Here is a 13,560-nt window from a genome sequence, read left to right as displayed (position 1 = left end):
GTCAGTCCCCCAGTGCGTCGAGGCGTGCGGCCTTGTCGGCGTCTCGGCAGGATCCGATGACCGGGTCGAGATCGCCGGCGAGCACCTGATCGAGATTGTAGGCCTTGTATCCGGTGCGGTGATCGGTGATCCGGTTCTCCGGAAAATTGTAGGTGCGGATGCGTTCCGAGCGATCAACGGTGCGCACCTGCGAACGACGGATGTCGGCAGCTTCCGCTGCCGCCTCTTCGGCCTGCTTGGCCAAGATCCGAGCACGGAGCATGCGCATCGCTGCGTCTTTGTTCTGCAGCTGGGACTTCTCGTTCTGGCAGCTCGCTGTGATTCCGGTCGGCAGGTGCGTGATGCGCACAGCGGAGTCCGTGGTGTTCACGGACTGGCCGCCGGGTCCGGACGAGCGGTAGACGTCGATGCGCAGATCGTGTTCGTCCAACTGGATCTCTTCGGGTTCATCGACCTCGGGGAAGACGAGCACACCGGCCGCGGAGGTGTGGATGCGTCCCTGCGATTCGGTGACCGGCACCCTTTGGACACGGTGCACTCCGCCTTCGAACTTCACCCAGCCGTAGGCGCCGTCGTTCTTCGCCTTGACGGCCATGGTGACGTCCTTGTATCCGCCGAGATCCGAGTGGGTGGCGTCGAGGATCTGGCTCGACCAGCCGCGCGAGTCGATCCACCGCTGGTACATCCGCAGCAGGTCACCGGCGAACAGTGCGGATTCGTCCCCGCCTTCGCCGGCTTTGATCTCGATGATGGCGTCTCGGGAGTCATCCGGGTCGCTGGGTACCAGGAGATCTTTGAGCTCACCCTCGGCCGTCTCCATCTCTGCGGACAGACGCTTGGCCTCCGCAGCGAAGTCGGCGTCGTCCTCGGCCAGCTCCACGGCGGCTGCGTGGTCGGCTTCGAGTTGGGCGAAGTGCCGGGCGGCCGCGGCGACCTTGTCGAGTTCCGCGTACCGCCTGGTCAGCTTCTTGGCCCGGCCGGCGTCAGCGTGGACCGCGGGGTCGGAGAGTTCCTCCTGCACCCGGGCGTGCTCATCGAGCAGTGCGCTGACGCTGGCCGTGAGGGTGTCGTCGACCATCTCAGCTGTTGTCGGTCGACGACTTCGGCAGCGGGGTCGTCTTCTGCACCTGCATGAGGAACTCGACGTTCGAGCCGGTCTCCTTGAGCTTCGACATGAGCAGCTCGACAGCCTGCTGCTGCTCGAGGCCCGAGAGCAGTCGGCGCAGCTGCCACATGACCTTCGTCTCTTCCTTGGTCATGAGCATCTCTTCGCGGCGGGTGCTCGAGGAGTTGACGTCGATGGCCGGGAAGATGCGCTTGTCGGCAAGCTGACGGCTCAGACGCAGCTCCATGTTGCCGGTGCCCTTGAACTCTTCGAAGATGACTTCGTCCATCTTGGAGCCGGTCTCGACGAGAGCCGTGGCGAGGATGGTCAGCGAGCCGCCGCCTTCGATGTTGCGTGCAGCACCGAAGAACTTCTTCGGCGGGTAGAGCGCATTGGCGTCGACACCGCCGGAGAGGATCCGACCGGATGCAGGCTGAGCGATGTTGTAGGCACGTCCCAGGCGCGTGATGTTGTCGAGCAGCACGACGACATCGGAACCCATCTCGACGAGACGCTTGGCGCGTTCGATGGCGAGTTCGGCGATCGTGGTGTGGTCGTCGGCCGGACGGTCGAAGGTCGAGGCGATGACTTCGCCCTTGACCGCACGCTGCATGTCCGTGACTTCCTCGGGACGTTCGTCGACGAGGACGACCATGAGGTGCGCTTCGGGGTTGTTCTCCGTGATCGCGTTGGCGATCTGCTGCATGATCGTCGTCTTGCCGGCCTTCGGAGGCGCAACGATGAGTCCGCGCTGGCCCTTGCCGATGGGGGTGATGAGATCGATGAGACGAGTCGAGTGCAGCTTCGAGGTGGTCTCGAGGCGCAGTCGATCCTGGGGGTAGAGCGGAGTCAGCTTCGAGAACTCGACACGGCTGCGGGCATCGTCGACGGTGAGCCCGTTGACGGAATCGAGGCGGACGAGAGCATCGAACTTCTCGCGCTTGTTGTTCCGCTGTTCGTTCTCACGCGGCTGACGGATCGCACCGGCGACAGCGTCGCCCTTGCGCAGACCGTTCTTGCGCACCATGGACGCCGAAAGGTACACGTCGTTCGGTCCCGGCAGGTAGCCGGAGGTGCGGAGGAAGGCGTAGTTGTCGTGGACGTCGAGGATGCCGCCGACAGGGATGAGCACATCGTCGTTGCGGATGTCCGGCTCGTCGTTGCCGCGGCCGCGGCGCTTCCGGTCACGACCCCGTCCGCGGCGGTTGTTGCCGCGATCGTCATCGTCGTTGCTGCGGTTGCGACGATCGTTGCGATCGTTGTTGCCGCCCCGGTCGTTGCGGTGGCCGCGATCGTTGCCGCCGTCCCGGTCGTTGTTGCCCCGGCCGTTGCCGCCGCCCCGGTCATTGCCGCCTCGGTTGTCGTCGGAACGGTCGTTGTTCCGGCTGCGACGGTCGTTGTCGCGCCCGCCGCGGTGGTCACGGTCGGAGCGGTCCTGGTCGCCGGAGCGATCCTGGCCGCCGTGGTCGGCCGCTTCCTCACCGCTGCTGTCGCGGCCCTCGGTCTGGGACTCGGAGCCCCGGGAGCGAGAACGGCTGCGGCGGGAACGCTGACGATCCTGGTCGCCGCTGTTCTCCTCGGAGGGTGCTCCTCCCGATTGATCCGCACCGGACTCGTTCGCCGTCGAAGACGACGAGGACTCGGAGTTCGGCTCGATGATGAGCGCCGGAGCGTCCTCGGACGCGGAAGCGACAGAGCGACGCGAGGAGCGACGATTCGTCGACTCCTGCTTCTTCTCGTCCTGCTTCTCCGCGGGCTTCTCGGTCTTGGCGGCCGGTTCTGCGGCGGGCTTCTTCTCGGTGGGGGCGGATTTCTTCTCAGCGGATCCGCCCGAGTGGCTGTTGATGGCGTCGATCAGTTCGCTCTTGCGAAGGCGACGGTAACCCTTGATTCCCAGCCCGGCAGCCATTTCCTGGAGCTGAGGCAGCCGCAGCGCTGTGAGGCTGCCTGTGCGCGGGGTGGAATCCTGAGTGGTGGTTTCAGACACGAAGGTCCTTCTCCCTCTTTCGGCCGTGCGGCATGTGCCGTTTGCTCACGGCGACGGAAACACCATTGACGGTGCGTTGTGAAAGAAAACCTGCTAAAGAATGAGCAGGAGATGTTCCAGAATGTATGACATCGGCGACGGACCTGTGAAGAACAGCGGGAAGCCGTGCCCTGTCGGAACACCCACAGTCTACTTGTTCGGAGACGATCTGGCGAATCGTTTCCTCAGATTTCTCGGCTCACCCGGTAACCACCCAGGTCAATCGCGGTGCGCTGAGCGACGAAGCCTTCCGGCACGAGGGCGTCGGGAACCGCCTCGGCGAGGACGAGCACCGTCGGTCCGGCGCCGGAGACGACGGCCGGGAGACCCTCGGCGCGCAGTGCGTCGACCAGCGCCATCGACTCCGGATAGGCGCCGCGACGGAATTCCTGATGGAGCTGGTCGCGGGTGGCTTCGAAGAGCACCTGGGAGTCATTGCTCATCCCGTGGACGAGCAGGCCCGCCCGAGCCGAATTATCGGCCGCGATCGCGTGATCGATGCCGGCGGGAATGAGTCCACGGGCGACCTCGGTGTCAAGGCGGAACGAGGGCACGAGCACGGTGACCGCCTCGACGGTGCGCACCGGCACCTGCCACGACTTCACTGGCTCCGACAGAGAGACGGTGAGTCCGCCGAAGATCGCGGGGGCGGCGTTGTCCGGATGCCCCTCGACGGCGGTGGCGATCTCGAGGATCCGGTCCCGGCTCAGCTCGACTCCGGTCGACCAGGCTCCGAGCTCCGCTGCGAGGGCGATGCCGGCCACGACGGCCGCGGCCGAGGAGCCCAATCCACGCGAATGAGGGATCCGGTTGTCGCACTCCAGCGACAGACGCTGCCTCAACTCCGCCGCGACGGCGGGAAACTCCGAGTCGAGCACCTCACCGATGATGCGCATGATCAGGTGCGAGCCGTCCCGGGGCAGCACCTCGGCGCCCTCCCCCGTGACCTCGACGCATCGGTGAGGATCGACCGCTGCGTCGTGGACGGTGACGATGAGGGTGTCGACGATGTCGAGGGCCAGCCCGTACGAGTCGTAGCCGGGCCCCAGATTCGCCGAGGTGGCCGGGACCTCGAGTCGGACGCGCACCCTCAGCTGTCCTCGAGTCCCAGGGCGCGTGCGGCGCTGACGGCGTCGACGGAGACCCGCTTGGTCTCGATATCGGACCCGTCGGCGGTGTGCAGGGCCCAGCTGGGGTCCTTGAGTCCGTGACCGGTCACGGTGACCGCGATCGTCGCATCGGCAGGGACCCGACCGGCGTCGGCCATCTTCAGCAGACCCGCCACCGAGGCGGCCGAACCGGGTTCGACGAAGATGCCCTCTTCGCTGGACAGGATCTTATGGGCGGCGAGGATCTCGTCGTCGGTGACCGAATCGATGAGACCGCCCGAGTCGTCACGCGCCGCTTCGGCCTGCGTCCAGCTGGCGGGGTTGCCGATGCGGATGGCGGTCGCCACCGTGTCCGGTTCGTCGACGGGGTGGCCGAGCACCAGCGGTGCGGCACCGGCGGCCTGGAAGCCCCACATCTGCGGCAGCTGCTTGGAGATCCCGTGTTCGCGGTATTCGTTGTAGCCCTTCCAGTACGCCGTGATGTTGCCGGCGTTGCCGACGGGCAGAACATGGATGTCGGGAGCGTCGCCGAGGACGTCGACGACTTCGAAAGCCGCGGTCTTCTGACCTTCGATGCGATCGGGATTGACCGAGTTGACGAGGTGGACCGGGTAGGACTCCGAGAGCTTACGGCACAACGTCAGGCAGTCGTCGAAGTTTCCGTCGACTTCGAGCAGGGTCGCTCCGTGGGCGATGGCCTGGCTCATCTTCCCCGGCGCGATCTTGCCGGTGGGCACGAGCACAGCGCAGGTCAGTCCGGCCTTCGTGGCATAGGCGGCGGCAGAGGCCGAGGTGTTGCCCGTCGAGGCGCAGATGACGGCCTTGGCACCGTGGGCCACAGCCTTGGTGATCGCCATTGTCATACCGCGGTCTTTGAACGACGCAGTCGGATTGAGGCCCTCGTACTTCACCCACACCTGGGCACCGGTGCGTGCGCTGAGCTTCTCCGCCCTGATCAGCGGGGTCCCGCCCTCACCGAGTGTGACGGCAGGAGTGTCAGCGGAGATGTCGAGGAGGCTGCGGTATTCCTCGACGACGCCCTGCCACTGGTGTCTGGGGTAGTTCATAGTCACTGTCCTTCTACGCGGATCACGGATTTGACGGTGTGGACGACAGGCAGATCGACGAGTCGATCGACCGTCTTCTGCAGAGTCGAGTCGGTGTTCGAGTGGGTGGCCAGCACGAGCTTCGCGTGCTGGACGCCGTTGTCGTCGATGTCCCCGATCGTCTGTCGCATCAGTTCGATGGATGCCCCTTCATCGGCAAAGACCTCGGAGACCGCGGCGAGCACACCGGGACGGTCGACCACGTCGAGGGTGATGTGGTACCTGGTCGTGATCGCCGAGATCGGCAGGATCGGGTAGTCCTCGTGGAAGGGGCGTTCGTACTGTCCGCGTCCGCCGAGCACCTTGCGCCTGGCCACGGACACGAGGTCGCCGAGCACGGCGGATGCGGTCGGTGCTCCCCCGGCCCCCTGTCCGTAGAACATCAGCTCGCCGGCGGCTTCGGCCTCGATGAACACGGCGTTGAAGGCACCGCGAACGGATGCCAGTGCGTGTCCTTGGTCGAGAAGCGCCGGATAGACGCGCGCCGAGAGTCCGGCGCCCGCCGGTGATGAGGCCACACGTTCGCACACGGCGAGGAGTTTGATGACGAAGCCCTGGTCCCGGGCGGTCTCGACCATCTCGGCGGTGACGTCTTCGATGCCTTCGACGTGGACGTCGTCGATCGACACGGGTGCGTGGAATGCCAGAGATGACAGGATCGCAGCCTTCGCCGCCGCATCGTGTCCGCCGATGTCAGCGGTCGGATCGGCCTCTGCGTATCCGAGCCCTTGGGCGGCGGTGAGCGCCTGGTCGAAATCCCAGCCCTCGGAGTCCATCTGGTCGAGGATGTAGTTCGTCGTGCCGTTGACGATGCCCATGATGCGTTCGATCCGGTCGCCGGCCAGCGAATCGCCGACGGGTCGGATGATCGGGATGGCCCCTGCCACCGCTGCTTCGTGCTCGAGGCGCACACCAGCGGCGTCGGCAGCGGACATGAGCTCGCCGTAGCTGGCGGCCAGCAGAGCCTTGTTCGCGGTCACGACCGATGAACCCTGGCGCAGCGCTGCGGTGATGAGCGAGCGGGCGGGTTCGATTCCGCCCATCAGCTCGACGACGATATCGGCTCCGGCGATGGCCGCCTCGGCGTCGGTCGTCAGCAGCTTCTCGTCAATTCCCGGGCGGGCCTTCGAGGCATCGCGGACGACGATGGCGCTCAGCTCCAACGGAGCGCCGATGCGCTCGGCCAGGCCCTCCGCCCGATTCTGGATTCGGGCGGCGACCTCCGTGCCGACGACTCCGCATCCGAGCATGGCAACCTTCAGTGCCTGCATTTCCTCACCTTTTCCGCTCTTGTCTCTCACACTCATCAGTTCGACGCCTCTCCCCCGGCCATTCCCGGGTCGGTGGCGAACATCTGCGTGTGGTCTTCGGGGGTCACGATCCACTCAACTCTATCGGCCTCGACGGCCAGCACGCCCGGCCGGGGCAGATGGTTGTAGTTGTTGGCCAGCGAGCGACAGTACGCCCCGGTGGTCGGGACCGCGACGAGATCGCCTGCGGTGACGTCTGCACCCATGTATTCGTCGCGGACGATGATGTCACCGGATTCGCAGTGCTTGCCGACGACCCGCACGATCGCAGGCTCGGCGTTCGAGTTCCGGTTGGCCAGGGTGCACGAATAGTCCGCGTCGTAGAGTGCCGTGCGGATGTTGTCGCTCATTCCCCCGTTGACGGCGACATATGTGCGAGTGCCGCTGTCCGTGCTCACCTGTTTGACGGTGCCGACCTCGTAGAGAGTGAACACCGCCGGGGAGACGATGGCGCGACCGGGTTCGATGGAGATCCTGGGGACGCTCGTGCCCAGGCCCCGGCATTCCTTGGCCACGACGGCAGCGAGCTCTGCGGCCATCTCCGCGACTGGGATCGGCGTGTCCTGGGAGGTGTAGCGGATGCCGAAGCCGCCGCCGAGGTCGACATCGGGCAGGTCGATGCCGTGTTCGCCCATGATCTCGGCTCGGAAGGCGAGTACGCGGGAGGCGGCGACCTGGAATCCGGAGATGTCGAAGATCTGCGAACCGATGTGGGAGTGGAGACCGTCGAGACGCAGATGTTCGGATTCGGCGACCAGACGAGCGGCCCGGGCGGCGATACCGTCGGCGAGGGAGAGCCCGAACTTCTGGTCTTCGTGAGCCGTGGCGATGAAGTCGTGGGTGTGCGCTTCGACGCCGACCGTGACTCGCAGCATGACCGGGGCGACCGTTCCTCTGGCCGCAGCGATGGATTCCAGACGTGCGACCTCATCGAGGCTGTCGACGAAGATCCTGGCCACGCCGTAGTCGAGGGCGTATTCGAGCTCCGCCGCCGATTTGTTGTTTCCGTGCAGCCCGACGCGGTCGCCGGGGACACCGGCGGCGCGGGCGATCATCATCTCGCCCAGGGAGCAGGTGTCGAGGCCGAGCCCGGCCTCATGCACCCAGCGGGCTACAGCTGTGCACAAGAATGCCTTCCCGGCGTAGAACACATCGGCGCCGGCCAGTCCCTTCTCCACGGAGAAGGCGTTGGAGAATGTGCTCAGGTAGGCCTCGGCACGGCTGCGGAAGTCAGCGACGTCCATGACGAGAGTAGGGGTCCCGTATCGTTCGGCCAGGTCCGTCACGGAATGACCGGCGATCGTGAGCACCCCGTCGTCGGTCTTCGTGACGTTGTCCGACCACAGACTCGGCAACAGGGCATTGACGTCATCGGGATAGGGCAGCCACACCGGGGCCGGTGTCGCGTGCAGAGTCCCTGCGATATGTGCGGGCATCAGATCCTCTCCGGGGCCGAAGCGCCCAATTGTCGTAGTCCTGCGGCGAGGACGATGATGACGGCTCTCAGAGCGAAGAGCCGGGAGGCATGGGTGACGGTGATGTCCTCATCGACCGTCGGAGTGACCGGACAGCGGCGGATCCAGTCCTCGACGGCATCGCCGAGGTCGATAAGAGCGTTGACGAACAGATCGTTCTCGCCGAGGCGGCGCGAGCGTTCCAGCGCTGACGGCAGTCCCGCCACGGCATTGAGCATTCGCGTCTCGCTCGGATCCTCGAGTCCCGCCGCGTCGACGGCCTCGGACGGGATTCCCGCCCGGTGCGCCCGCCGCTGCTCCCGGCAGGCGGCGGCATGGCCGCGCTGCAGGCTGTTCACCGCGACCGGGTCGACGTCACGGTCGTGGTCGCCGGTGACAGGCGCCTGTGCCGATTCCCGGTCCGCAGCGACGAGCAGCGTGCGCAGCGGCGACCCGTCCTGTTCCGCTCCCTCGATCGAATCGGTCTCCCCCGCTGCAGTGATGATGTCGCTGAGCACATGTGCTCGGCCAGCGGGAGTGAGGGTCACGTTGACGAAGCCGGGCCCGGCGATGACGGCATCCGCCACCCCGGTCAGGACACGCAGTTCGGTGCACAGATGTGCGGCGAGCTCGGTCCGCTGCTCGGGTGCAGCGGCGGCGCGCAGCGCCACGGGCGTCGTCCAGTCACCGAGTTCGGAACGGTTCGGAGCCAGGACGTCGATCTGCATGGCGAACCCCGGTGCGACGAGGCCTGCCTCGGCCGTCGCCAAGGCGCGCGCGAGTGCAGTCTGCAAGTCTTCCGGGGTCACTCGAACAGAGTACTCGGGCCCGGACGGCGAGGACGAATCCGATGTCGTCTTCGCTCTCATGACGAGACGGAAGCCCGCCAGGCCTCAGATGGCGCCGGGTCGGCAGGCGGCGTGGCTGACGAAGAATTTGACGGCCACCGAGGCGAGCACCACGACGAATGCCGGCCACATGCTGTCGAAGCTCTGGAGGAGAAAGGCGAAGATCAACGGGCCGGTGGCCGCGAGGAGATACCCGCCGCCCTGGACGAAGCCGGACAGGGAAGCCGCCGCCTCGGCGTTTCGCGCCCGGAGGGTGATGAGTGTCAGAGCGAGTGGGAACGTGGAGATGCCGATGCCCAGCAGCACTGTCCACAGCACGGGAGCCGCTGTCGGCAGCAGCCACAGACCCAGGTACCCCACGGCCAGGCTGAGGCAGAAGCCGACGACGATGGGATAGGCCGAGGTCATCTTCTGAGCCAGGGTCGGCAGGACGAATCCGAGGACGAGAGGGATGGCGGTGACCAGCGCGAGCATCGCCCCGCCGAAGGCAGCATCGAACCCGGAGCGGGTGAGCAGACCCGGCAGCCAGGTGAAGAGGATGAAGTTGTTGAACGACGTCAGACCCGTCATCGTCATCAGCGCCCAGGCCCGAGGGCTGCGCAGAAGGCGAGAGAGCTCACTGCCGCCGACGACGGCGACGGCCACCTCGGCGGCGGGTGCGGGCATGACGATGCGGATGGCGATCCACACGACCGCACCCAGAGCCGCGAAACCGGCCCAGACGAGCAGTGAGCCTCTCCAACCGACACCGGAGGCGAGGGGAACCGCCACGAGCGGCGGAATGAACGTCCCGAACTGGAGGAGCCCGACGTGCACGGTCGACATGAGGGCCACCCTGTCGGGGAAATACGATTTCACCAGGGGCGGGAGGATGACGTTGCCGATGCCCATTCCCAGCAGGGCCAGCACGCTCAGCGCCAGGAACAGCGATGGCGAATCGATGACCGCGCGGACACCCAGTCCGATCATGACCATCACCATGGCGGCCAAGGTCAGGCCGAGTCCGGAGAAGCGGGCATAGAGCCGCGGGGTGATGAAGCCGCTGATGCCGTAGAGCAGCGGCGGCAGCATGCCGATGACGGCCAGGAACACCGCGCTCAGTTCGATCTCTTCGCCCATGGTGTCGTGCAGAGGCGAGAGCCCGGTGACTCCGGGGCGCAGATTGAAGGCAGCGAAGACGATTCCGAGGACGATCAGAATGCGGATGCGCGCGGAGTTCATGAGCTCTTTCCTATCAGACACCGACGTCCGGTTCGGTGGCCGGGGCCCATCAGAAGTCGAGTTTGAGACCTTCGACCGGTGAGAGTCGGGACGCTCGCCTGGCCGGTGCCAGAGCGGAGAGGATGCCGGCGACGACCGCCACGCCGAGGATGCCGAGGAAGGACGGGGCAGAGAAGTCGACGATGAGGTCGGTGGAGTAGTCGTGGGTGACCAACCGTGTGCCGACGATGCCCAGGGCACCGCCGAGCACGAGTCCCAGCAGTGCGGCCACCGATGAGATGAGCACCGCCTCGAGCGCCAGCAGAGTCCGCAGCTGCGCAAGGCTCAGCCCCAGCGCCCGCATCAGCGCGTTCTCCCGGCGGCGCTCGATGACGGAGAGGCTGACCGTGTTCGAGACGCCGATGAGCGCGATGACCACGGAGACGAAGAGCAGAGCCACGGCCCCGGCGAGCATGACATCGATGAGTTCGGAATAGGCGCCCCGGGCGACGGCCGAGCCGCCGACCTCGTCGCTGGAGACGTCGAGCGTCTCGGCCACGGACTGTCGGATGCGGGTGATCTCGTCGACGTCGACATCCTCGTCGAGGCGGACGAGCACGGCCGTCGTCGTCGCCGAGATGCCGAGATCGTTGCCGACGTCGGGGGTGGTGAAGAAGGCGAGACTGGAGAGGCCGTCCCTGTGCACGGGCACGCTCATCTCGTTGAGCCCTTTCACCCGCACTGTCGGTGAAGGATAGTCTTCGGGGACTGTGACCCGTCCGGACACGATGTTCGCGGCCGCGTCTCCGAGTACGGTCTCGGCGCTGTCCGGGTCGATGACGAAGATCTCGGGACGGGAGCCTTTGAAGTCTTCGACCGCCTCGGCGCGGTGGGCGATGACCGCGGTGGACACGCCGGGGATCTCGCGCACATCGTCGAGTTGGTCATCATCGACGAGGCCCGACAGCGGCACGGAGATGTCAACGGGATAACGCTGGTCGAGGCCGTGGCTGAGCGTCGCTTTCGTCGACATGCCGCCCACGAGGATCGTCGCCACCAAGGTCACGCCGATGATGAGCGCCGTGGCTGTGGCCGCGGTGCGACGCGGATTGCGCAATGTGTTCAGGGTCGCCAGCTGACCGGGAACGCCCCAAGGGCTGAACAGCACCTCCCCCGTCCATGCGACGACGGGCGGGATGATCTTCGCCGCGCTGATGACCAGCCCCGTGACCACGAGTCCCCCACCCAGCGCTCCGCCGAGGATCCAGAGCTGCGAAGCCGACACCGCATAGACCGAGACGATGACGAGAACCACACCCAGCCCGATGCAGCCGAAACCCACGAGGTGGCGCGGACGAGCGCGGGTGCTCGGCGAGATGGATGCGTCGAAGGGCTGGAGTGCTTCGAGCGGTGTCACAGCGATGGCACTGCGAGCCGGTCGGATGGTGGCCACAATCGTCAGCAGGGCACCGACGACGACACCGCTGACCAGGGCGGAGACAGGAACGGTGAGAGTGTCGTAGGGGAACTCCTGCGGCCAGTAGCGCACCGCTACAGCCATCAGTCCGCGACTGCCGACGACCCCGGTGAGCACACCGAAGATCGACCCGAGCAATCCGACGAAGAGCCCTTCGGCCACGACCGAGCCGTACATCTGCAGGCGGGTGGCGCCGAGGCAGCGCAGCAGAGCGAATTCCCGACGGCGTCCGGCGACGATGACGGAGAAGGTGTTGGAGACGACGAGGATGGCGACGATGACGGAGATTCCGGCGAAGACGAGCAGGAGACCGGTCACGACAGCGTTGCCGCCGGAGAGGCGGTCGGTCTTCGCTTTCACGGCATCGTCCACGGAGAGCGCTTCGAGGCTGCCGCTCAGTTCCGAACCGTCGATGACCCTCTGCAGCTGTGTACGCACAGCCTCTGGGTCCGCGCCGCTCTCGAGGGCGATCTGAATGGCGATGACATCGCCCTGCTGGGCGAAATACTCCTGATAGCCCGATGCTGTCGTCAGCGCTCGAGTGGCGCCGGGCAGGGCCGGATCCTGCCCCATTTCGGCGATGCCCACGACGGAGAAGGTGACGCTGCTCTGACTCGGACCCCGGTAGATCGGCATGTCATCGTTTCCGCTCTCCACTGGCACAGCATCGACGGTGAAGCGAATCTCATCGCCGACTCCGACGTTGAGATCGCTGGCCGTGCGAGTGTCGAGCACGAGGTCCGTCGTCGCTTCCGGTCGCTGACCGGAGACCATATCGAACGTGTCGAGCCGTTCATCGGCGGGCACCGGAGACAGCGCAAAAGAGCTTTCGGAGAATGCGGCACCTCGGCCCGTGGTCACTGTGCGGGCCGACAACGACGCGGTAGCCACCCCGTCGACTTCGGCCAAGGGGCGCAGCAGCGGAGAGGCCTCGTCTCCCCCGACGAAGACGTCTCTGTCCGGGACGACGGTGAGGTCGGCTTTCTCGAAAGAACGGCCGACGGCGTGTTCGAGGCTGTCCTGCAGCGAGGAATTGATGATCAGGGTGGTTGCGACGAATCCGGAAGCCAATGCGATGCCGAGGCCGATTGCGAGGAATCGGGCCCAGTGGATCCGAATCTGCGCGAGGGCGACTGCGATCACAGAGAGCTCAGTTCACTCAGCGCCGTGACCACGCTCTCGCGCGTCGGCTGACGAACTTCACCCGTGGCTCTCCCGTCCTTGAGCAGAACGACCCGGCCGGCGTGCGATGCCGCGACGGGGTCGTGGGTGACCATGATGATCGTCTGCCCGTACAGGGTCGTGGCCCGACCGAGCAGGGACAGGACCTCCGCTCCGGCATGGGAGTCGAGGTTTCCCGTGGGCTCATCGGCGAAGATGACATCCGGTCGCGTCAGCAGAGCCCGGGCCACGGCGACTCTCTGCTGCTGACCGCCGGAGAGCTCGTGCGGACGATGCTGCAGCCGATCGCCGAGTTCGAGGCGTTCGACCACTTCGGCCTTCCACTCGCGATCGATCTTCTTCCGGGCCAGCGAGACCGGCAGTTCGATGTTCTGTTCAGCGCTCAGCGTCGGGACGAGGTTGAAGGCCTGGAAGATGAAGCCGACGCGGTCACGCCGCAGCTGAGTCAGCTGCCGGTCGTTGAGACGGGTGATGTCCTGGCCGCGCATGATGATCGAACCCGAATCGACACGGTCGAGCCCGGCAAGCACATGCATGAACGTCGATTTTCCGGACCCGGAGGGTCCCATGATGGCGGTGAAGCGTCCCGATTCGAAGTCGACGCTGATGTCGTCGAGAGCGTCGACTGCCGTATCACCGCGGCCGAAGCTCTTGCGCAGACCCTGCGCTCGGAGGACGATCTCATCGTCCCCCGCGCCGGTCTGGACGGGCTCTTCAGCAGATTCCGACATCGTATGCCTCAC

General features: G+C 66.0%; 10 protein-coding genes. All 10 read right to left on the bottom strand.

Annotated features, from left to right (window positions below; genetic code table 11):
- Position 1: 1 nt before the first annotated feature.
- The 10 genes from prfA to ACOZ9V_RS08315 all read right to left on the bottom strand — a co-directional run bounded on the left by prfA (position 2) and on the right by ACOZ9V_RS08315 (position 13,548).
- The gene (prfA, locus tag ACOZ9V_RS08360) at positions 2-1,078 is read right to left on the bottom strand and encodes a peptide chain release factor 1 (RefSeq protein ID WP_139466978.1); all 1,077 of its coding nucleotides are present in this window, start codon (positions 1,076-1,078) and stop codon (positions 2-4) included.
- A gap of 1 nt (position 1,079) precedes the next feature.
- The gene (gene rho, locus ACOZ9V_RS08355) at positions 1,080-3,092 is read right to left on the bottom strand and encodes a transcription termination factor Rho (RefSeq protein WP_139907912.1); all 2,013 of its coding nucleotides are present in this window, start codon (positions 3,090-3,092) and stop codon (positions 1,080-1,082) included.
- Positions 3,093-3,316: 224 nt separating this feature from the next.
- Positions 3,317-4,219 (bottom strand): homoserine kinase, encoded by a 903-nt coding sequence (thrB, locus tag ACOZ9V_RS08350; RefSeq protein ID WP_139907909.1) that lies wholly within the window; start codon positions 4,217-4,219, stop codon positions 3,317-3,319.
- 2 nt (positions 4,220-4,221) lie between these two features.
- Positions 4,222-5,307, bottom strand: coding sequence for a threonine synthase (gene thrC / locus ACOZ9V_RS08345; RefSeq protein ID WP_139907907.1), 1,086 nt, complete (start codon positions 5,305-5,307; stop codon positions 4,222-4,224).
- Between the two features lie 2 nt (positions 5,308-5,309).
- Positions 5,310-6,617 (bottom strand): homoserine dehydrogenase, encoded by a 1,308-nt coding sequence (locus ACOZ9V_RS08340; protein ID WP_139907905.1) that lies wholly within the window; start codon positions 6,615-6,617, stop codon positions 5,310-5,312.
- Between the two features lie 35 nt (positions 6,618-6,652).
- Positions 6,653-8,092 (bottom strand): diaminopimelate decarboxylase, encoded by a 1,440-nt coding sequence (gene lysA, locus ACOZ9V_RS08335; protein ID WP_139907903.1) that lies wholly within the window; start codon positions 8,090-8,092, stop codon positions 6,653-6,655.
- Entirely contained in the window at positions 8,092-8,919 is an 828-nt protein-coding gene (locus tag ACOZ9V_RS08330; RefSeq protein WP_180987859.1) for a DALR anticodon-binding domain-containing protein, read from the bottom strand. The genes lysA and ACOZ9V_RS08330 overlap by 1 nt, the downstream gene beginning before the upstream one ends.
- An 84-nt stretch (positions 8,920-9,003) precedes the next feature.
- Positions 9,004-10,179 carry an MFS transporter gene (locus ACOZ9V_RS08325; RefSeq protein WP_434595059.1) on the bottom strand — a complete coding sequence of 392 codons (1,176 nt, stop codon included), beginning with the start codon at positions 10,177-10,179 and terminating at the stop codon, positions 9,004-9,006.
- A 49-nt stretch (positions 10,180-10,228) separates the two neighbouring features.
- A complete protein-coding gene (locus ACOZ9V_RS08320; protein ID WP_139466970.1) occupies positions 10,229-12,778 on the bottom strand; it encodes an ABC transporter permease in 2,550 nt (849 codons plus the stop codon).
- Positions 12,775-13,548: an ABC transporter ATP-binding protein gene (locus ACOZ9V_RS08315; protein ID WP_139466969.1), complete on the bottom strand. Its 774-nt coding sequence runs from the start codon at positions 13,546-13,548 to the stop codon at positions 12,775-12,777. Before ACOZ9V_RS08315 ends, ACOZ9V_RS08320 begins: the two co-directional genes overlap by 4 nt.
- Positions 13,549-13,560 lie beyond the last annotated feature (12 nt).

It is taken from the genome of Brevibacterium sp. 1718 (genome assembly GCF_051131255.1).
Taxonomy (GTDB): Bacteria; Actinomycetota; Actinomycetes; order Actinomycetales; family Brevibacteriaceae; genus Brevibacterium; species Brevibacterium sediminis.
This window is presented reverse-complemented; position numbering and strand designations above follow the sequence as displayed.